This is a genomic window from Flavobacterium sp. W22_SRS_FK3 (genome assembly GCF_052113665.1).
GTDB lineage: Bacteria > Bacteroidota > Bacteroidia > Flavobacteriales > Flavobacteriaceae > Flavobacterium.
This window is the reverse complement of record NZ_JBGQOF010000012.1, coordinates 125,864-146,735: the sequence shown is the minus strand read 5'-3', so window position 1 is coordinate 146,735 and position 20,872 is coordinate 125,864. Positions and strand designations below refer to the sequence as shown.

Below are 20,872 nucleotides of genomic sequence, written 5' to 3'. Positions count from 1 at the left end.
GATTGACCTGCAGCTATGTAGCCTTGTGGGATATCTGTATTAGCACCCGGACTAACGGCTGCCCTTGTAGCTGTACCACCAGTTAAATTATAACTCGCATAATCGTCTGAAACATAAGCCAGTTTAGAATTAACAATCTTAATGGCTGTATTGTGCGTCCATAAATAGATTGTACCTCCCAAAATGCCTCTATTATTAACATTGCTATACAAAAAATCATCTGCATGGATAGCCGAAGGATAAGGATTACCTATCAGATAATATTTGTCTTTCTCCATATACTGACTGCTGGTAATGTTTCCATTGTTGGGTTTGCCTATAAATTCAACTTGCTGTGTATAAGAAGTACCCGTCCAATAATCCTTACCGTTTGGATATACCGAATTGGGTTTAGGTACACGAATGATGTAACCGATTCCAGGCTGCATTGCACTGGCCCCCAATTCTTCTCTCCACACAGTTCCTGTAAATGACAGATATTTATCCCAAAGTGTATTGGGTGATAAATTATAAAAAGTCTGACCTTCTACTGGCGATGACCAATACGTATAATCGAAATTCTTCATAGGCTGGGAATTTCGCTTGTAGGTTATAGGACCTGAGTTATTGTTTACATCATTGATTTGCACCAAACTGGCATTGTTTTCAAATGTTAAAGAACCTCCGTTAACTGTTACGGCATTCGTAATATTTAATGTTTTGCCAGCACTTATGACAACATCTCCTGAATTTACGATACAGCTGCAAGAAGTCAAATCACTTGACAATGTATAATTACCCTCAAAAACGATTACATCTCCAGCAGTTGGCAATGTAGTATTACCAGTTTTTGACCATTTTGTACCATCCCAGGTATTTCCTGCCTGAATTTTTATAGGTGAAGAAGCATCTGAAGTACAACTTCCTTCTTTAACTGTAAAAGTATAAGTACCAGCAGTTAATCCCGTAACCGTATAACTAGTCGTGTTTGCAATTGTATTAGGGTAGGTTTTCGTTACAGTTCCAGTTTGATTTATTGTCCAATTTCCTGTTGGCAAATTATTCAGGACTACACTACCCGTTGAAACTGAACAAGTAGGATAAGTCGTTGTACCTAAAGTTGGAGCATTAAAAGCATCTATATTAATTCTGCTTTCTATAGAAGTTTTTGTACAAATACCGTTTTTCAATAAAACCTGATAAGTCCTAAAAGCACCCGAAAATGCTGTTGGAGTATATGATGTTTGACCGGCAGTACCTGCAATATCTTGCCAGTTAGTATTATTAAGTTCATCACTATATTGCCATATTAAAATCGATGAAGAATCTGGATAAACTGAATTTCCTGCATCATTTCGCAAGGTTAGAGTTGGCAAAGAACTTCCTTTACAAATATGCGCTCCACCAATTACCCTTCCTCTGTCAACAACAGTCACCTGAGTTGTATAGCTAGCTGCTGTTGCCCCATTACAACCGTTTGAATTGCTATAATTAACAGTAACTGTTTTAGTTCCTGCAGTTAACCATTCAATAACAATATCACGATTGGTATTAGTTCCTCTTGCAATAAGTCTATAATCTGTATTTAAAACTCCTGAAACCGTCCACACATAATTAGATTGTCCGGACTGAGTAGTATAGGTAATATGTTCATTTGCACAGGTTTGAGTCTGAGCAGGTGTGGTGAACGTTGGTGTTGGTGATGGGTTTACTGTAATTGCATAATTTGCAGAAACAGTACCATTACCACAAGAATTAACACCATAAACAGTAAGATTTCCTGCAGTCGCATTTGCTGCAAATGTAATTGTAGGATTTCTTGTTGTACCATTTGTAAATGTTGCACCAGTTCCCGAATATGACCACGCATATGAAGTTGCATTAGTAATTGCCGGAACTGAATATCCAACACTCACTTGTCCCTGACAAACTGATATTGCTCCAGAGATCATACCTGCAGTAACTGGAACTGAATTTATTACAACAGTTGCTGTAGTAGTCAAACCTGTACAGGCACCTAATCCATAAGTATATGTGACCGTATAGCTGCCTACTGTACTTGTAGAAGGAGTAATTTCCCCTGTTGAACTATTAATTATAAGTCCAGCAGGAGCAGAATAAGTTCCTCCTGTTGTTCCTGTTTGTGTTACAGGCTGTGATGCTGTTAACGACTTACAATAAGGACTTCCTGAGTACGAAATAGATGCAGTTGGAACAGCAGAAATGGTAACCGATGTTGTAGGGTTAACCCCTGGACAACTTACTGGACGATTATAAGTTACTGTATAGCTCCCCGTTATACTTGTAGAAGGCGTTATATCGCCTGTTGAGCTGTTAATACTAAGTCCAGAAGGAGAAGCCGAATAAGTACCGCCAGTTGATCCTACAAGAGTTACTGACTGAGGCGTCGTTAAAGACTTGCAATAAGGACTTCCTGCATACGAAATTGAAGCACCTACAGCATTTATTGTAAAAGAGGTCGATGAAGTACAACCATTACCACTCGAATAAAGAATGTAATTTCCTGCAGGCAAACCACTTATGTTTGCACCACTTCGAGAACCAGCTGATGGTGAAATACTGTATCCATAATCAATAGCACTATTATAATTGGTGATTGTAAAACTTCCTGTTGGTGTAGAACAACTTGGCTGTGTTATGGAACCAACAATAGGAGCAGGAATACCTTGAGCAACAAATGTAATTACATTAGAATTCACACTAGTTCCACAATAATTATAGGATCTTATTCTATAATAATAAGTATTTCCAGGTGTTAAACCAGTAATATCATAACTAGATGGATATCCTACTATTTGTAGATTTTGAAAACCAGGCAAAAAAGTTCCAGTTGCAAAATTATTAGTTGTTGAAACATCGAAATAATAACCATCAGAGCTTTCATTATTCCATTGTGCTTTCCAGATCGAACAAGCTCCATACCCTGAGTTTACAGATGGCTTACCTAAAGTAGTGTATTTATAAGATACATTAGATTCGTTATTACTGGAAAGATTAGAAGTACAACTTCCAGAAGTCAATTTATAAATTTTAATTCTTGTTGAAGATGTTACATTTACAACTGATACATTCGCATTAAACGTACCTGAACCAGCAGTGTTTACTATCATTGAACCATTATATACAGTTGTATAAGAATCATAACTTAATCTATATTCAACCGTATAGTTACCAATTGGTAATCCTGAAGAGGTACCTGAAACTGTAACAGTAGAAGTACCAGGAGAAGCACATGATCCAGTAGCAGTAACACTAGTCAAACTAAAAGTAGAACAAGAAGCGTTATACCCACCTTGGCTCATTGTGTCTGAAAATTTTGTACTACCTGTACAAGAAGTGATTTTTGTTGAACCAATCTGAATCTCTTGATTAGCATTGCAGCTACCAACTGTTGATAATCCACCTGTACTAACTTGCAATTCTGCATTTGCTGACAAAACTAAAGAAACCTTTTCCTCAAAAGAAATTGTTGCAGCAGGAGATAACCCAGGAGTGACAACCAATTTATTTGTTTTTATTTCATAAACAGTACCGCTCCCTGTACTGATTCCAGTCAAACTCAACGTCCCACTAATTGTAACAGTACCCATAGTATTTGTAGTAATACCGGAAGTTCCAATACTTATTTTATGACCAGCCTGAATAAAAACAGCACCCGTTCCTGTATATTGTCCTGGATATCCTTGAGGTGATGTTCCAGAAGGTATCACCCATGTACTACCATTATAATATTGCCAACTGCTAAGAGTAGTCCAGTTTCCGGTAGCAACTGAACGATAATCTCCTGTTGTTTGGCTAAAAACTGTGTTCCCTAACAACAAGAAAACAAAAAACAAAAAAGCTATTAAAATTTTAGATCTTAGTAAAGTTTTTTTCATAATAAAATTATTTATTCTTATAAAAAAGAATTTATAACGACTAGTTTTTTAATGTCAATCTCTTATTCTATTGAATATCAAAATCTAATATCATTTATATTATTCTATTTTCTTATACCTACGTATAAACACCTGTTAGGGTTTTGATTTTTTATATATTTTCTTTAAAAATATGAAGCAAAATTAGCTTGTAAATTCAGGCTTTTTATGATTTTTGAGAGCTTTTAGATGAAAAACATTATTAGTCGATGAGTAACATCTTTTGAAATGAAAAAAGTAAGAAATCAAAGTATTTACTTACAATAAAAAAACAAATAAAATTATTTTTAAATCAGTAAAATATTACACATAAAATCATAAATCATCTGATTTTCAATCTTCAAGATATTTTTTAAATAAAAGGAGACTAAAAAGTTAAATTACTCTAATACAAATCATTAAAATTTCAGAAAAAGGTTTAGTTTTTTTTAACTTTGGAAGGGTTTACATTTGAAAAGTACCTTTGTATCTTTGATTTTTTATAATAGTAAGCTCAATATTTAGAAACTTAAACATGAAATACACTACTTTACCCAATACCGATATACAAGTGAGCAAAATCTGTCTGGGCACTATGACTTTTGGTGAACAAAACTCAGAAGCAGACGGCCACCAACAAATGGATTATGCACTTGAAAAAGGCGTAAATTTTTTTGATACTGCCGAAATGTACTCAGTTCCGGCTCGTGAAGAAACCTATGGAAGCACAGAGAAAATCATTGGAACCTGGTTTAAAAAAACTGGCAATCGCGACAAGGTGGTTCTGGCTTCTAAAATCGCCGGCCCAAATCCGAATTTTACTTATATGCGCGAAAAGGGAGATTTCTCTCCAGCAAGCATTAAATACGCTTTAGAAAACAGTTTAAAACGCCTTCAGACAGATTACATCGATTTGTATCAATTACATTGGCCAGAACGCAAAACCAATAATTTCGGACAAAGAGCTTTTAGTGGCTATGAAGATGCCTGGGAAGATAATTTCAGGGAAGTTTTGGAAACTTTTGACGGATTAATCAAAGAAGGCAAAATAAAACATCTTGGTGTTTCAAACGAAAATGCCTGGGGAATGATGCGTTTTCTTGAAGAAAGCAAATACCAGAATTTACCGAGAATCAAAACGGTCCAAAATCCATATAATTTATTGAATCGCCTATTTGAAGTAGGTTCTTCTGAAATATCCATACATGAAAACGTGGGTCTATTGGCTTATTCTCCCTTGGCATTTGGTGTCTTAACCGGTAAGTTCTTAACTGGCGAATATTTGCCAAATGCCAGAATCAATCTTTTTCCGCAATACAAACGATACAATAGCGACGAAAGTAGACAAGCGACTCGTTTATATCAGGAAATCGCTCATAAACACGGTTTAACCTTAACTGAATTATCCTTAGGTTTTGTGCTACAACAGCCTTTCGTAACAAGTGCTATTATTGGAGCAACGACAATGGAGCAATTAAAAGAAAATATTGCCACAATTGACATCACACTTTCAAAAGAAATCTTAGCCGAAATTGAGCAAGTTCAGACTATTATTCCGGATCCGGCGCCATAAAAAAAGAATTTCATAATCGAGTCAACCTTTTTCAGGACAACTCACTCTTTTCTTTCTGTTGACATAATTAGGATGATTATAATCCACTTTTTTCAGGACGAGACATAAAACAAAAAATCCCGATAGCTTTGAAGTTATCAGGATTTTTTGTTTTAGAATTGTCAATAATACATCACAAGAATAATTTTCTTTTTTGAGTTATCGATCAGTTTTTCCATAACTCCAAAAAACTTTTTATTGACCATCGGACAGCCCTGACTATTGCAGATTGGATCTCGCTGTTCTTCAAAAGGAACATCATAATATTTATGCAGAACTATATTTCTGTCGAAAGCATTGCTATTGGTTTTGTCTAAACCATACAATTTATAAGCTTTTCCAAATTTTCCGTAATAAGAACCTCCGATTGCATACTTTCCTAAAGAACTGCAATTCGAATTTTTTACGTTACTAAATTTGAGTTTTCCCGAAATTCCTGTTTCAGAACCTAAGCCATGACCTACTAAGCCTTTGTCAAGTAGTTTAATGTGTTTTAAATCGTAAATAAAAAACCGGTTTTTTCCTGATTCTATCTTCATATCTAAAAAGAAAGCAACATCTGAGTTGTATTTCGGAGATTTCCCCAAAAATCTCCGAATCTCAGTGATCTCACTTTTTAATTTCTCCTCATAGGAATAAACCGGTCTTGAACTACTATTTATTAACGGCTTTTCGTTATTGTTTCTGCATGCAAAACTCAAGCCAAAAATTCCACTTAAAAGTAAAATGTAACAATTCTTTTTCATGGTTTACGAATTGATTTTGGCAACTATTTATTTTTCAACCGAATACCCTTTCACTTTGGCAAAACTCACTATCGATGTATTAATAGCATTACCCAAATCATCCTGCTGTTTACTCTTTTTGATTTCATTATCAATAAATTGCTGGCGTTTTTTGCCCAATTCGCCAATTTCTTTTTGAATCGTTTCTCTTTCCTTTGATTTCTGGGCGACAATCGTTTTTAATTCTTCTGTAGATTTGTTTTGAAGTTCAGCGGGTAATTCTTCCTTCTTAATTTTTGAAATAGCTGCAGCATCGTCTTTTACCTTATCAACCAAATCCCAACTTTCGTTTTTGTAAACTGCTTTTGATTTACTTACCGCGCGCTCTGCATAATTAGCAACAGAAACACCTCTTGCATTTTTATCCTGCATTTCCTGATTCCTTTTTTTTGAAGCTCCCTTAGAACCATACCCAATATAAGTCGTGTTTATTTTTTCATTGCATTTTGTTATTTGATTATCATAAGGAGTTGCAATGTATCTTACGGATTCATTAGCATCAATATTAAAATATTTTCCTTTTCCGTAATCGGCACCATCTTTCCAGTGCGTGTTAATTCCCTCGGTTTTATTTCCACAAAAAATAGTATTTACATAAATATCGTTCTTCAATGCGTCGCTGATTGCTTCTTTATAATTTATTCTGCCTTGGTTAAAATCTTCATTTCCGGCAATGTAAATGAGTTTCATGTTCCGGTTTTCTCTCGCCCATTTTAGTTGTTTGGTAGCGTCCTGAATTACGGCTCCACAATACTCATTGCCTCCATTTGTACTTAGGGCAAATAGCTTTTCTGAAATCAAATCTAAATCTGTCGAAAGCGGTGTTATCTGTCTGATATAATTAGATTTTTCTGTTAATCCATCATTACCATATTCATACAAAGCGATTTCAATATCCGGAGTTTTTCCATCGTATTTTAATGTCGTGAGAGTATTTACAATATTCCATAATCTCGATTTTGCCTGATCAATTAGTCCGTCCATACTGCTTGAGGTGTCTAATAAAAGAGCAACTTGTATTTTAGTAGTTTCGACAGTAACAGGTTTTTTAGTTTCAATTTTATTTTTTGCTGTAGAAGAGTTACAACTTATTGAAGAAACTACAGCAAAAAAAAGAGCAGAGATAAAAAGTTTAGATTTCATAATTTTAGTTTTTTAGGATGATTACAGATCAAACTTAAAAACTAAAAATCCTCATTTTTTGAAGAAATGGTGAAACCGTATTTTGACTTGGTGAAACCAGTTGTAAACGGAACATAAAATACTTTACTTTACAATATTATTTTTTGAAGGTTCTAAAATCCAGGTTGCTAAGAACCCGCATAAATTATTGTAATAATATGAGACGTTTATTATTAATTGCTATTTTATCTTTATTGTTATTGCTGTTATTTCCTTTTGGAATGACAGCGCAAGATTCTATTTCAAAAAAGAAAGCGGCACCAGTATCAAAAATGAACAAAGCCGTAAAAAGTTTAGAAAAGTCGCTGGATGAAAACGATGAAGGACAAATTGCCCGAAATTATGAACATCTTGCCATCGAATTCCAAAACAAAGGTGACAACGCAAAAGCCGAGGAGTATTTTAAAAGAGCATTAAACAGTTATACCAAACTAAAACTCACCGAAGATAAAACCCGTGTAACAAGAAGTTTAGCCAAAACACAGGAAAACCAAAAGAACTTTGGCTCGGCAATTAAAAATTATGAAACTGCGGGTTCATTGTCAAAAGATGTTTCTGAAGAAAAAATCAATTTAAATGATGCCAATCGTTTACGTAATAATGCAAATCCCGCGAGTCAGACCAATTATGTAGATTCTAATATTGAATTACTGAAAAAAGAAAAGAAAAGCAAAGAAGTTACAGAAGCTTATGTTCAGAAAGCGCAAAATTCATTAGATCTAAAAGATAAAAAAGTTGCAATAGAAAGCTATAAAAAAGCTTTAGTCTATGCAAAAGACAAACCTGAATCTGTAATCAAAATCAAAAATGAGATTGCCAAAGTATACGCATCAGACAATCAATTTGAAAAAGCAATCGGTATCAACGAAAAACTTTTGGCGGAAGCCGTAACCAACCAGGATTTTAATACCCAGATAAAGCAATTACAATCGCTGGCAACTCTTTATTTTAAAAAAGAAGAACCTAAAAAAGCTCTTGTATCACTGAAAGAGGCTTATGATCTGGCTTCTCGAAAAGGAAATTCAGCTGAAGCGAAAAAGACATTATTAGAGTTGGTAAAATACTATAAAGCCGAGGGAAATGAAAAAGAAAGCATGGCATTGTATGACCAATTCCTTCAAAATTTCGATCAGCTAATCCAATCAGATACAAGTTTGATTAACACTAAAAAGTTCCAGATTACGGAGGGCAAAATCCGTCAGCTTGAGAAAGAAAAATCGCTTAAAGACGAATTAATTACAAAGAAAAACACGTTCAATTATTTTCTTATCGGATCTGTTATATTGCTTTTGCTTTTGTTTCTTTTTATTGTAAAATCGCTTTTTTCCATCAAAACAAAAAACAAAGAAATCGCTTTGCAGTCGTTGCGACGCGAAATGAATCCGCACTTTATTTTTAATAGCCTGAATAGCGTCAATCAGTTTATTTCTGAAAATAAAGAACTCGAAGCCAATAAATACCTCACTTCCTACTCGACCCTTATGCGCGATATGATGGAAAATTCGAATAAGGATTTTATTATATTAGATAAAGAAGTGGAGCAGTTACAAAAATATTTAGAATTGGAACATTTACGTTTTCAGGATAAATTCGATTTTGAAGTTACTATTGATAAAGATCTCGATGCTGAAACTGTTTTTGTGCCCAATATGATTATTCAGCCACATCTGGAAAATGCGATTTGGCATGGCTTGCGCTATCTCGACAAAAAAGGATTTTTACATCTTAAATTTCAACTCCATAACGGAAAAGTAAATGTAATTATTGAAGACAACGGAATTGGTTTAACCAAAAGCCAGGAACTCAAAACAAGCAATCAGAAAGTACATGAATCAAGAGGACTTAACAATACCAAAGAACGAATTGGTTTGCTGAATGAATTATACAAAAAGAACATTTCTTTTGCTATCAGCGAAAAAGAATTTCCGGAATCAGGTACCATAGTCGAAATTGTTTTTCCTTTAATTGATACGATATGATGACGTTTCAAAAGATAAAAAGTGTTATTGTCGAAGATGAATTGGCAGCGCGAGAAGTGCTCAAAAATTATTTGAGCAAATATTGTCCGCAGGTTGAAGTTGTAGGAGAAGCTCAGAATATAAAAGAAGCTGTACCGCTTTTGCACGAGATACAGCCACAATTGGTTTTCCTGGATGTCGAAATGCCTTTCGGAAACGCTTTTGATGTTTTGGAGGCCTGCAAAGATTTACAATTCGAAACCATATTCGTAACTGCCTTTTCTGAATATTCCCTTAAAGCTTTAAATCAAAGTGCTGCCTATTATTTGCTAAAACCTATTTCTATCGAAGAATTAATTGTGGCTGTAAACAAGGTGCATCATCAAATTATGAATCATGAAATCTTCAACAGAAATAAAATCATTGTCGAAAATTTTCACGAATCCAAACCTGAAAAACAACAGGTAATTTTGCCTACACTTGAAGGTTTTGAGGTCGTTAAAATGGAAGAAATCATTCGTCTTCGTGGCAACGGAAACTTCACTGATTTATATTTGAATAATGGAAGTAAGAAAATGGTCTGCCGCTTTTTAAAACACTTTTCAGAAATTTTGCCATTGCCTTTTATTCGCGTACACAAGTCGCATATCATCAATATGAATTGTGTGAAGTCTTATAACAAAGGCGGTATTATTACCCTGCACGATGGATCTGAAATTGAAGTTTCACCAACTTACAAGGAAGAATTTTTGAAGAATTTTAAATAGTTTTGCCACCAAGACCGAAATTTTTAAACCCAATATTGTCATTTCGGCCGAAGGGAGAAATCAATGAAGGAGAGAGCGACGTACTGTTGTCGGGTTTCTAATGTGATTTCTCGTCCCTCGAAATGACAACCCTGGCAAATAGCTTAATTGTCAAGAAACTTTACAAATCAAACTCATCACTTATCGATAAAGAATCAACCGGAACTACAGTTGAATCAGGAGCTTTTATTCGCAATAACGAACGTGCATTCCCTGAAATATAAACCGGCAATTGCCCTAGCGTATCTTCCGGAATTAAAAGACCGCGACGAAACATTAAGTTCTTTAAGAATTTTTGATTTTGTAATGCATAATCTTTCAAGTTTCCCTGATCATTAAACTGATACATGAATTTTCTGGGCTTCGGAATAATAGTAGCCAAGTACAAACATTCATCAACACTTAAATCCGATGGCCTTTTTTGGAAATAAAAATGGCTTGCTTCTCCAATCCCATACACATTTGGTCCCCATTCTATAATATTGAAATACACTTCTAGCATTCTTTCTTTGCTTGCAATTCGGTTATTTTCTAAAATGTAAACCAATAAAATCTCTTCCAACTTTCTCGAAAGTGTCTTTTCACGCGTCAGAAAAACGTTTTTAATTAATTGCATGCTAATCGTACTGGCACCACGCGAGAATTTTTTAGTTCGGATATTCTTAAGAATCGACTGTTTGAAAGCCTCAGTAATAAATCCGCGATGCGAAAAGAAAGATGGGTCTTCAGTCGTTAGTACACATTTTCGCAAATAAGGTGAAATCTGATCTAAAGGTGTATAATTCGGATTTGCATTTCCAACTAAAATTGGGCGCTGCAATACATTTTGAATGATGGCACGATAGACAAACTCCCCATTTAGTTTATTCAGGTTTGCTTCTCCGTATTTAGTGATTTTAAGGTTTTCTTTATTCAGTTTACTGTCAAAAACCAACGTGTTTGGTTTGTTTTTATTGAATTTAAAATCCAGTTTATAATCAAAAACACCAGTTGCTTCCATTCCCTGAAAATGCGTAAACAAACCATCGGGCAACGAAACGATAAAATCCTGCGCCCGCATTTTAGGAATATCTACTTTCAAGGTATAAACTGTATCCGATTCGGTATTATACGAAACATAAGGTTTTACTTTTATTTTATTGAGCTGCATGGTTGAAGTGCTGTCAACCGAAATAAAATCAGAACCTAATAAAAAGCGGTAATCAAATCGTGCATTCTTAATTACAACATCTTTACTGGCAATTTTTGGATGATTAATTTTTAAATTGGCGATAGATGTATAACCGTCAATATGCAATTCGCTTCCGTCTTTATCAATATTTTCGACATTTAAACGAATCGAATCGAAACTTGCTTTTAGGTTATAGCGTTCATCTAAATATGGAACTTTGATCGCTCCGGTATCTAAATTAAAAAAACGAATATCCGCTTTTTTATTTCTTGGGTCGGCAAATCCTTTTATGTTCCAGCGCTGATCAAAATTCCTGCTTTGAACATGAAGACTAGTTTCTAGCTGTTTGTTATTTAAAACGAGTTTATTAATAGCTATAGATGCTTTTTTCCCGTTATCATCAATTATAAAATTCAGATTTTCCAATTTCATATCGGTCGGCACCAAATTCAGTAATTTTGAAATAATACGGTAAGCAAAATCGGCGTAATTTCGTTTTTCGTCTGATTTTTTATCAGTGTCGTCCTTTTTTAAAAAGGCATCAAAATTTCTAACTTTTCCTTTTTTAACCAGTTGAATGTAGCCGTTATTGATTTTTAAAGTTCCAATCTGAACATTTCCTATTAATAGATTTGATAAGCTAATAGTAGTTCCTATTCTTTTTATATTGAAAAGAGTATCAGCATTTTTAGGGACCAAAATAATATCGGTTAATTTAATTCCCGACAAACCTTCAAAAGAAGCTGATTTTACAGAAAATGTGCTATTGTAATCAACAGCCATTTTATGAGTTACTTTCGCAATAGCTTGTTTTAAAAGAGAATCACGAAAAAAGTAAAGTCCAACACAAAGTACAACTAATACCAGGGCAATTATTCTAAGCGCTTTGAAGAAATTTTGTTTTGGAAATTTCATAAGTAGGTTTTATAAAAATTAACCAAAAAGGAAACTCGCCACATCTTCAATTTTAGCCACGAGTTCAATTTTGATTCCGGTATTTTTTAAGGCAATTTTGTTATATTTCGATACAAAAATAGTATTGAAACCTAGTTTTTCAGCTTCCTGAATACGCTGGTCTACCCGATTTACAGGACGAATTTCTCCTGAAAGCCCAACTTCCCCGGCAAAACAAAAACCTTTCGTAACCGGAATATCTTCGTTGGATGATAAAATAGCGGCCACAACAGCTAAATCAATTGCAGGATCATCTACCGAAATTCCGCCTGTCACATTCAGGAAAACATCTTTTGCGCCTAAACGAAAACCGGCTCTTTTTTCTAAAACTGCCAAAATCATATTTAATCTTTTGGCATTATAACCCGTTGTGCTTCGTTGTGGCGTTCCGTAAACAGCTGTGCTAACCAGCGATTGTATTTCGATCATCAGCGGACGCATGCCTTCCATCGTTGTGGCAATCGCTGTTCCAGACATTTCTTCATCTTTATGCGAAATCAATATTTCGGATGGATTGCTTACTTCCCGCAAACCGCTTCCTAACATTTCGTAAATGCCCAATTCTGCCGTTGAACCAAAACGGTTTTTTAGAGAACGTAAAATTCGGTAAACGTGGTTTCTGTCGCCTTCAAACTGTAAAACGGTATCTACCATGTGTTCTAGGATTTTAGGTCCTGCGATGTTTCCGTCTTTGGTAATATGTCCAATTAAAATAACCGGAATATTGGTTTCTTTTGCAAATTTGATCAACTCGGCAGTAGTTTCCCTAATCTGAGAAATACTGCCGGCGGTAGATTCAATATAATCGGTATGAAGTGTCTGAATCGAATCGATAATTACAATTTCAGGTTGAATCGCTTCAATCTGTTTGAAGATATTCTGTGTTTTGGTTTCCGTCAGAATATAACAATTGTCACTGTTTGGCGTAATTCTTTCGGCACGCATCTTTATTTGTTTCTGACTTTCTTCACCAGAAACATAAAGAGTTTTATAAGGTAATTTTAATGAAATCTGCAGCAAAAGGGTACTTTTACCAATTCCTGGTTCTCCTCCCAAAAGCGTTAAAGATCCCGGAACGATTCCTCCACCCAAAACACGATTCAATTCACCGTCTGTAGTGTCCATTCGAACTTCCTGAGCCGAATCGATTTCATTAATTTTTAAGGGCCGTGGTGCTTTACTTGTCGAAGTCGGTTCACTTTTCCATGCTACTTTTTCCTGCTTCTGAATAATTTCTTCGGCAATCGTATTCCATTCTTTGCAGGCATTACATTGTCCTTGCCATTTGGCATATTGTGTTCCGCAATTTTGGCAAAAGAAGGAAGTTTTAACTTTAGACATTATTTACTTTTTTGGGCAAGCTTATTCATTTCATCAATTTTCTCGTACATCATATCTTTGTTCAAATCACCAATTGGCTCCATTTGTGAAGCATTTTGATATCTTTTTGATGCTCTTTTCGGATCACCTCTTTTTTCATACATCAAACCTAATTCATATTCTCCCAACATAGCCAAAGGGTAATCAACATTTGCAATTTCAGCCATTTTTTCTAATTCCTCGTAAGCATTGTTTTTTAAAATAAGGTTTTCAATAACTTTAAAATCATTCATCCTAACCGGAATATCAACTCCTAAAACCATTGACATTGTGTTGTATTTATTTTCTAAGTATTCTGCATAACCCGATTGAAGAACTGCAATTTTATCTTTATATTCAGCTGAATTGATAGGTTTGTAAGCTTCAAAAATGTGATATAAAGCATTTGGAATTGAATGTAAAACCTCTGAATAATGAGTTGAATCTTTAAACAAATCATATTTAAGATTTACCAAGGGGTTGTTTGCAACTTTAATATTGCTGGCTAGCTTTTCTATTGGTTCTTTTATTTTATTGATATCACCATCTCCTGCAGACAGATAATAAAAAAATGGCTCTTTTACTTTAGCAAATTTCTCCGGGATACGTATTTCCATTTTTGGAGCAAGTTCAGGACTTAAACAAATATATCCGTTAAAAAGAGGCGTTTCTTTGTACAAATAGAAGTTAATAAAACTTGCTGTTATATCATGACCCGCTATAATTCTAAAAGGAGTAGTGCGATATTGCTTTTCAATATAAGGAATTAATTCAGCTCCGATAAATTCAAAAAACGCTGCTCCTTTTTCAAAAGGCAAACCTTCATTTTGATCGATAGTAGAATCATCATAGCGTTCTCCATCGTGATTTTGGTGAATTCCGATAATAATCATTTCAGGCAAATCATCCCAATAAACACCATAAGTTAAAGCTCCTGAAAATGGATCGAATAAATAATCGCCATCCAGCAAATACAAAACCGGATATTTTTTAGACGGATTAGCTTCATAAGAAGCAGGAAGCCCTATAGTAATCCTTCTCTCTCCATCGAGTATTTCAGATTTAACGTTGTCGAATTTTTTTTGCGAAAAAACAGAACTGGAGATTAATAAAGCAAAAAACAAGCAAACTTTTTTCATGATTGGGGAAATTAAAAAGTATTAAAAATAAGATGGCAATATAATACTTTATTTGCTTTTTTGTTAAGTAGCACTTTTAAAAAGAAAAGAAATTTAAGACAAAAGGAATCTTGTTTGTGCAAAATAAATTTGACAAATTAAGAAAAAAAAGCAAAAGAAAAATTTAAGTTAGCGAATTATCATTTTCATTAGGAAAAACAATCCATGGTTTGAAGGTTTTTGCTTCTTCAAATTCAAGGGTTGCATAAGAAATAATGATGATGATATCATCTTTTTGGACTTTTCTGGCTGCAGGTCCATTCAGCGTAATTTCGCCGGAATTTCTCTCACCCTTAATAGCGTAAGTTTCAAAACGTTCACCGTTATTGATATTTACAATAGATACTTTTTCACCTTCAATAATATTTGAGGCGTCCAGTAATGTTTCATCGATAGTAATACTGCCAATATAATTTAAATCAGCTCCGGTTACTTTAACACGATGAATTTTTGATTTTATAACTTGAATTTGCATGTTGCAAAGGTAAATTAATTTAATGAAATGGTATCAATCAGCCTAATAGAATTAACAAATACTGCTATAAATGCACGGTATTTTTTGTCCTTAATTTTATTCTCTATTGGTAATAATGTCGATTCGTCAGCAATTACAAAATATTCGAGGTCAAATCTTTCGTTATCTATAAAAGAATTTTCCACAAATTCAATAGTTTCCTGAGGACTTTTTGCTTTGAATACTTCTTTTGCTGCTGTTAAGGTTTTATAAATAATGGCAGCTTCTTTTCGTTCCTCCGATGTTAAACGTTCATTCCGGGAACTCATTGCCAATTGGTTTTCTTCTCTAAAAATAGTACAACCCACTACATGAACCGGTAAGTTGTTTTTTTCGACCATTTTTTTTACGATCTGCAATTGCTGAAAATCTTTTTCTCCAAAATAGGCATTTGTTGGCGAAACAATTTCAAACAGCCTTTTCACTATAGTTCCGACACCGTTAAAATGTCCTGGTCTAAATTTCCCTTCCATTTGGTTTTCCAATCCGTCAAAATCAAACGATTGAGATACAGTATTTCCTTCATAAATATCATCTACAGAGGGAGCGTATAGGATAATTTTATCACTTAAACCTCTCATTTTTCTAACATCCTCTTCAAGTGTACGAGGGTATTTTTCGAGGTCTTCAGTACTATTAAATTGAGTAGGATTGACAAAAATACTCACAACGGTATCATCATTTTCTTTAATTGAGCGTTGCATTAAAGCCAGATGCCCTTGGTGTAAAGCGCCCATCGTGGGTACAAATCCTATAGTTGAATTTGCTGTTTTGATAGTTTTTAAATAAGCTATCAGGGCTACTTTGCCGTAGAAAATATGCATGGCGGTATTATTAAAATTTAGTGCAAACATAATATATTAGTTAATAACTGCATAAAATTTTGTAATTTTGCATCGTTTTTATTACCAAAAATTAAGTAAAATACTATTATGAAAGATAAGAGGATATTATATGTATCATCTGAAGTCGTGCCTTATTTGGCTGAAAATGAGGTTTCATTAATGTCTTATGATGTGCCTAAAATGATAAATGATCAGGGTGGACAAATAAGAATTTTCATGCCAAGATATGGAAATATTAACGAAAGAAGACATCAGTTACACGAAGTTATCAGGCTTTCAGGGATGAATTTGGTAGTAAACGACTTAGATATGCCCCTGATTATCAAAGTAGCATCAATTCCTAAAGAAAGAATTCAGGTTTACTTTATTGATAATGACGAATATTTTAAAAGAAAAGCAACTTTTGCAGATGAAGAAGGGGTTTTATACCCTGACAATGACGAAAGAGCCATTTTTTTTGCAAAAGGAGTTGTTGAAACCGTAAAGAAACTAAATTGGGTTCCGGATATCATTCACGTTCATGGATGGTTAGCGGCTATGCTTCCAATTTATATGAAACATTATTATAAAAATGAAGCCTTATTTTCTGAAACTAAAATTGTAACCTCAGTTTACGGACAATCTTTTGATGAAAATCTGGATTTACAAATGATCAACAAAGTAAAATTTGATGGTGTCCCACACGACAGTATTGCAGATTTAGAAACTCCAAACTACGAAAACATTTTAAAAGCAAGCATTTTACACTCAGATGCTGTAATAATTGCTTCACAAAATGTATCGCCAAGTTTAACAAAATTTATAGAATCTTCAGGAAAACCTTTTTTACCTTTCGCCACGAAAGATGCATTCGCAGAAGCGTATACAAATTTCTATAAAAGTATGGGGCTTTAAATTTTAACATTATTATTAAACATGTATAATACTTCTTTTTTTAAGAAAATTCTTTTAATAGCAACAGTTGTTGTTTTTTATTCCTGCGATAAAGAGTTCAATGCCATAGGCGATGATTTAATTGGAGACAATCATTTTGACCTGGAAGGAGAAAACTATAGTGTTACAACTTATAATCAGAAAGTCACTCCTGTTGCCTCTAATAACCTAGCAGTAAACGCATTAGGTGTTTACGACAATGCAGTTTTCGGAACAACTACAGCGAATTTTAATACTCAGGTTTCATTAGCATCATATGCCCCTACATTGGGAGAAGGAGCAGTTATTGACAGTATAACTTTAAATATTCCTTATTTTAGCCATATTGCGCCGGAACAAAGTGCTACTGATGGCAGCACTGCTTATGTTTTAGATTCTATTTACGGTCCTAACGACGGAAAAATAAAATTAAGCGTTTATGAATCTGGTATTTTCCTGAACAATTATAACGCTAACAACTATGACATCAATCAGTTTTATAATACAGACAGAAATAGTGATTTCGAAAAACAGGCTGAGATATTAGGCGTAAGATTAAATGACCAAACAACCAAAACAGTAAAAGACCCAGCGGGTAATGTGACCATTGTAACGGATAACTCAGAAAATGATGGATTCTTTTTTAATGCAAAAGAAATAAAAGAAACAACTCCAAAAACTGAAACTGCCGCTGAAGTTACTAAAAGAATCAAACCAGAAATGCGTTTGCATTTGAATAAAGACTTTTTTAAAACCAAGATATTTGATGCGCCTGCCAGCAAATTAGCTGCAGATGATGTTTTCAAAAACTACTTTAAAGGATTATATTTCAAAGTAGAAAAATCAGGGACCTTACCAAGCCAAATGGCTAAAATTAAGTTTAGTGAGGGAAAAATTAATATTTTTTATAAAGCAAAAACAGCTATAACTACAGATGCAGAAACTGAAATGGAATCAAAAACTCTGGTTATCAATTTAACCGGAAATACGGTAAATCTTTTAGAAGAAAGCAATACTCCTTCTGATTATACAAATGCTACTGAAAACGAAGTTACCCCTACCCCGGACGAAAAATTATATCTAAAAGGCGGACAAGGTTCCATGGCCGTTATTGAGCTATTTGACAAAACCGACTTGGGAAAATACAATGATAATGGAGATTGGGAAGATACTCCAAACAGTGTATCAGATGAATTAGACGAAATCAGAAATAATGTTAAGTCTAAAAAATGGCTGGCTAATGAAGCTAATTTAGTCTTTACTATTGATTCACAAAAAATGACAGGCACCACAGAACCTACGAGAATATATTTATACGATTTAACCAACAATACGATACTTTTAGATTATTCTGCTGATCGTTCTACAAGCCCGAATGGTGATCCTAAAAAAAACAGAACTGTTTTTGGGGGGATAATTAATTTAGACGAAAATGGTCGAGGCACTACATATAAATTAAGAATTACAAACCATATTCGAAACATCATTAAAAACGCTGATGCTAAGAATGTTAAATTAGGTTTAGTTGTTACTGAAGACATCAATGTAATCACATCAGCCAAATTAGACAAAACTAAAACGAAACAAAGTATTTTTTCAGAAATCCCAACGGCATCGGTAATGAATCCGTTAGGAACCGTATTATTTGGAAGTAATATTCCTCAAACTGATGCTAATTATGCCAAAAGAGTAAAGCTTCAGATTTACTACACGAAACCAAATTAAAAAATAAGATATGTGTGGAATTGTTGGATATATAGGTCACAGAGAGGCTTATCCTATTGTTATCAAAGGATTAAAGCGCCTCGAATACAGAGGATATGATAGTGCCGGTGTAATGTTATATGAACAGGAATCAGGTATTAAACTTTGTAAAACAAAAGGAAAAGTTTCGGATCTTGAGGAAAAAGCAAAGGCAGATTTCACCACCAACGGAACAATTGGAATTGGTCATACACGCTGGGCAACTCACGGGGTTCCTAATGATGTTAACTCGCACCCACATCTTTCTAATTCTGGAGAGTTAGCTATTATTCACAATGGGATAATCGAAAATTACGCTCCTTTAAAAGAAGAATTAAAAAAAAGAGGTTATATATTTCATTCTGATACCGATACTGAGGTTTTGGTTAACTTAATTGAGGAAGTACAGAAAAATGAAAAGATAAAATTAGGTAAAGCAGTTCAAATTGCTTTAAACCAAGTTGTAGGTGCATATGCTATCGCCGTTTTTGATAAAAAAAATCCTGATGAAATTGTTGCTGCAAGATTAGGAAGCCCTTTAGCTATTGGAGTTGGAGAAGGTGAATACTTTATTGCTTCTGATGCTTCGCCATTTATCGAATATACTTCAAATGCTATATATTTAGAAGATGGTGAAATGGCAAATATCAGATTACACAAACCTCTTAAAATAAGAAAAATAAAAGACGACTCTTTAGTAGACCCTTACATTCAGGAACTTCAAATGAATTTGGAGCAAATTGAAAAAGGCGGTTACGATCATTTCATGTTAAAAGAAATATACGAGCAGCCAAGCGTAATTAAAGATACTTACAGAGGAAGACTTCATGCAAATGAAGGAATCATTCAACTGGCTGGCGTTGAGGATAATATTGAGAAATTCTTAAACGCAAATCGTATTATTATCGTGGCATGTGGAACGTCATGGCATGCTGGTTTAGTTGCCGAATATATTTTTGAAGAATTCACCCGTATCCCAGTTGAAGTTGAATACGCTTCTGAATTTAGATACCGAAATCCAATTATCAATAAAGACGACGTTGTCATCGCTATTTCTCAATCAGGAGAAACAGCTGATACAATGGCCGCTATTAAATTAGCAAAAGAAAATGGTGCTTTTGTATTTGGCGTTTGTAATGTTGTTGGATCCTCAATTTCAAGAGAAAGTCACGCAGGTGCTTATACACATGCAGGACCTGAAATTGGAGTAGCTTCAACCAAAGCCTTTACTACTCAGATAACCGTTTTGACAATGATTGCTTTAAGATTAGGAAAAGCAAAAGGAACTTTATCAAATACTGATTTCCACACTTTTTTACAAGAATTAGAAATAATTCCTGAAAGAGTTGCAGAAGCATTAGAAACAAACGAAAGAGCTAAAGAAATTGCTGCAGCTTTTAAAGACGCTCCAAACTGCTTGTATTTAGGACGCGGTTATAATTTTCCTGTTGCCCTTGAAGGTGCTTTAAAACTTAAAGAGATATCCTATATTCACGCCGAAGGATATCCTGCAGCAGAAATGAAACATGGCCCAATTGCTCTAATTGACGAACAAATGCCGGTTATAGTTATAGCTCCTAAACAAGGACACTATGATAAAATTGTAAGTAACATTCAGGAAATTAAATCCCGCAGTGGTAAAATTATTGCGGTAGTTACCAAAGGTGATACACAGGTTCGTGAATTAGCAGATTATGTTATTGAAATTCCAGAAACTTCTGACGCATTGTCTCCCTTAATTACTACTATCCCTTTACAGCTTTTATCTTATCATATTGCCGTAATGAGAGGATGTAATGTTGACCAGCCTCGTAACCTTGCTAAGTCTGTTACTGTAGAATAATTTTTAATGCCAAATATTTATAAATTAAAGCGAGATGTCAATCTCGCTTTTTTTATTGCCAAATATTTTTTTATAAATCGAATTTTTAAGATAAATGCAGTTTTTTTCTTAAAA

The 20,872-nt window shown here is 34.3% G+C and carries 13 protein-coding genes and 1 pseudogene; 6 read left to right on the top strand and 8 right to left on the bottom strand.

Translation table 11 applies throughout. From position 1 onward, the window contains the following. Positions 1–3,878 (bottom strand): annotated as a pseudogene (locus tag ACEN2I_RS13580) (hypothetical protein); the annotation flags it as partial. A gap of 553 nt (positions 3,879–4,431) precedes the next feature. Between ACEN2I_RS13580 and ACEN2I_RS13575 the strand changes: the two are divergent. Continuing rightward, positions 4,432–5,469: an aldo/keto reductase gene (locus tag ACEN2I_RS13575; RefSeq protein WP_441766641.1), complete on the top strand. Its 1,038-nt coding sequence runs from the start codon at positions 4,432–4,434 to the stop codon at positions 5,467–5,469. 161 nt (positions 5,470–5,630) lie between these two features. On the opposite strand, the gene ACEN2I_RS13570 is transcribed toward ACEN2I_RS13575, so the two are convergent. Then, a complete protein-coding gene (locus ACEN2I_RS13570) occupies positions 5,631–6,254 on the bottom strand; it encodes a murein L,D-transpeptidase catalytic domain-containing protein (protein ID WP_441766640.1) in 624 nt (207 codons plus the stop codon). A 27-nt stretch (positions 6,255–6,281) separates the two neighbouring features. After that, positions 6,282–7,436 (bottom strand): vWA domain-containing protein, encoded by a 1,155-nt coding sequence (locus ACEN2I_RS13565; RefSeq protein ID WP_441766639.1) that lies wholly within the window; start codon positions 7,434–7,436, stop codon positions 6,282–6,284. Positions 7,437–7,633: 197 nt separating this feature from the next. Here ACEN2I_RS13565 and ACEN2I_RS13560 point away from each other — a divergent pair, with 197 nt between their 5' ends. Next, complete coding sequence (locus ACEN2I_RS13560) at positions 7,634–9,454, top strand: tetratricopeptide repeat-containing sensor histidine kinase (protein WP_441766638.1); 1,821 nt, start codon at positions 7,634–7,636, stop codon at positions 9,452–9,454. Then, positions 9,451–10,200, top strand: coding sequence for a LytR/AlgR family response regulator transcription factor (locus tag ACEN2I_RS13555; RefSeq protein WP_441766637.1), 750 nt, complete (start codon positions 9,451–9,453; stop codon positions 10,198–10,200). The genes ACEN2I_RS13560 and ACEN2I_RS13555 overlap by 4 nt, the downstream gene beginning before the upstream one ends. Positions 10,201–10,360: 160 nt before the next feature. On the opposite strand, the gene ACEN2I_RS13550 is transcribed toward ACEN2I_RS13555, so the two are convergent. From ACEN2I_RS13550 to panC, 5 genes are all read right to left on the bottom strand, one after another. Further along, on the bottom strand, positions 10,361–12,325 hold the full coding sequence (locus tag ACEN2I_RS13550; protein ID WP_441766636.1) for a biosynthetic peptidoglycan transglycosylase: 1,965 nt from the start codon (positions 12,323–12,325) through the stop codon (positions 10,361–10,363). Positions 12,326–12,343: 18 nt separating this feature from the next. Then, the gene (radA, locus tag ACEN2I_RS13545; protein WP_441766635.1) at positions 12,344–13,705 is read right to left on the bottom strand and encodes a DNA repair protein RadA; all 1,362 of its coding nucleotides are present in this window, start codon (positions 13,703–13,705) and stop codon (positions 12,344–12,346) included. After that, positions 13,705–14,862 (bottom strand): alpha/beta hydrolase, encoded by a 1,158-nt coding sequence (locus ACEN2I_RS13540; RefSeq protein ID WP_441766634.1) that lies wholly within the window; start codon positions 14,860–14,862, stop codon positions 13,705–13,707. The genes radA and ACEN2I_RS13540 overlap by 1 nt, the downstream gene beginning before the upstream one ends. Positions 14,863–15,025: 163 nt before the next feature. Further along, positions 15,026–15,376, bottom strand: a complete 351-nt coding sequence (gene panD, locus ACEN2I_RS13535; RefSeq protein WP_031456621.1) for an aspartate 1-decarboxylase — start codon at positions 15,374–15,376, stop codon at positions 15,026–15,028. Positions 15,377–15,390: 14 nt separating this feature from the next. Next, complete coding sequence (gene panC / locus ACEN2I_RS13530; RefSeq protein ID WP_441766633.1) at positions 15,391–16,269, bottom strand: pantoate--beta-alanine ligase; 879 nt, start codon at positions 16,267–16,269, stop codon at positions 15,391–15,393. A gap of 78 nt (positions 16,270–16,347) precedes the next feature. Here panC and ACEN2I_RS13525 point away from each other — a divergent pair, with 78 nt between their 5' ends. From ACEN2I_RS13525 to glmS, 3 genes are read left to right on the top strand one after another with little or no spacing between them, the layout of a single operon-like run. After that, complete coding sequence (locus ACEN2I_RS13525; protein ID WP_441766632.1) at positions 16,348–17,154, top strand: glycogen/starch synthase; 807 nt, start codon at positions 16,348–16,350, stop codon at positions 17,152–17,154. A gap of 21 nt (positions 17,155–17,175) precedes the next feature. Continuing rightward, complete coding sequence (locus tag ACEN2I_RS13520) at positions 17,176–18,897, top strand: DUF4270 domain-containing protein (protein ID WP_441766631.1); 1,722 nt, start codon at positions 17,176–17,178, stop codon at positions 18,895–18,897. 10 nt (positions 18,898–18,907) lie between these two features. Continuing rightward, entirely contained in the window at positions 18,908–20,758 is a 1,851-nt protein-coding gene (glmS, locus tag ACEN2I_RS13515; protein ID WP_441766630.1) for a glutamine--fructose-6-phosphate transaminase (isomerizing), read from the top strand. Positions 20,759–20,872: the final 114 nt, after the last annotated feature.

Coding starts and splice junctions, on each gene's coding strand:
- ACEN2I_RS13560 (WP_441766638.1), top strand. CDS start 7,634: ATGAGACGTTTATTATTAATTGCTATTTTATCTTTATTGTTATTGCTG.
- panC (WP_441766633.1), bottom strand. CDS start 16,269: ATGTTTGCACTAAATTTTAATAATACCGCCATGCATATTTTCTACGGC.
- ACEN2I_RS13570 (WP_441766640.1), bottom strand. CDS start 6,254: ATGAAAAAGAATTGTTACATTTTACTTTTAAGTGGAATTTTTGGCTTG.
- ACEN2I_RS13525 (WP_441766632.1), top strand. CDS start 16,348: ATGAAAGATAAGAGGATATTATATGTATCATCTGAAGTCGTGCCTTAT.
- ACEN2I_RS13555 (WP_441766637.1), top strand. CDS start 9,451: ATGATGACGTTTCAAAAGATAAAAAGTGTTATTGTCGAAGATGAATTG.
- radA (WP_441766635.1), bottom strand. CDS start 13,705: ATGTCTAAAGTTAAAACTTCCTTCTTTTGCCAAAATTGCGGAACACAA.
- ACEN2I_RS13550 (WP_441766636.1), bottom strand. CDS start 12,325: ATGAAATTTCCAAAACAAAATTTCTTCAAAGCGCTTAGAATAATTGCC.
- ACEN2I_RS13575 (WP_441766641.1), top strand. CDS start 4,432: ATGAAATACACTACTTTACCCAATACCGATATACAAGTGAGCAAAATC.
- ACEN2I_RS13520 (WP_441766631.1), top strand. CDS start 17,176: ATGTATAATACTTCTTTTTTTAAGAAAATTCTTTTAATAGCAACAGTT.
- glmS (WP_441766630.1), top strand. CDS start 18,908: ATGTGTGGAATTGTTGGATATATAGGTCACAGAGAGGCTTATCCTATT.
- ACEN2I_RS13540 (WP_441766634.1), bottom strand. CDS start 14,862: ATGAAAAAAGTTTGCTTGTTTTTTGCTTTATTAATCTCCAGTTCTGTT.
- ACEN2I_RS13565 (WP_441766639.1), bottom strand. CDS start 7,436: ATGAAATCTAAACTTTTTATCTCTGCTCTTTTTTTTGCTGTAGTTTCT.
- panD (WP_031456621.1), bottom strand. CDS start 15,376: ATGCAAATTCAAGTTATAAAATCAAAAATTCATCGTGTTAAAGTAACC.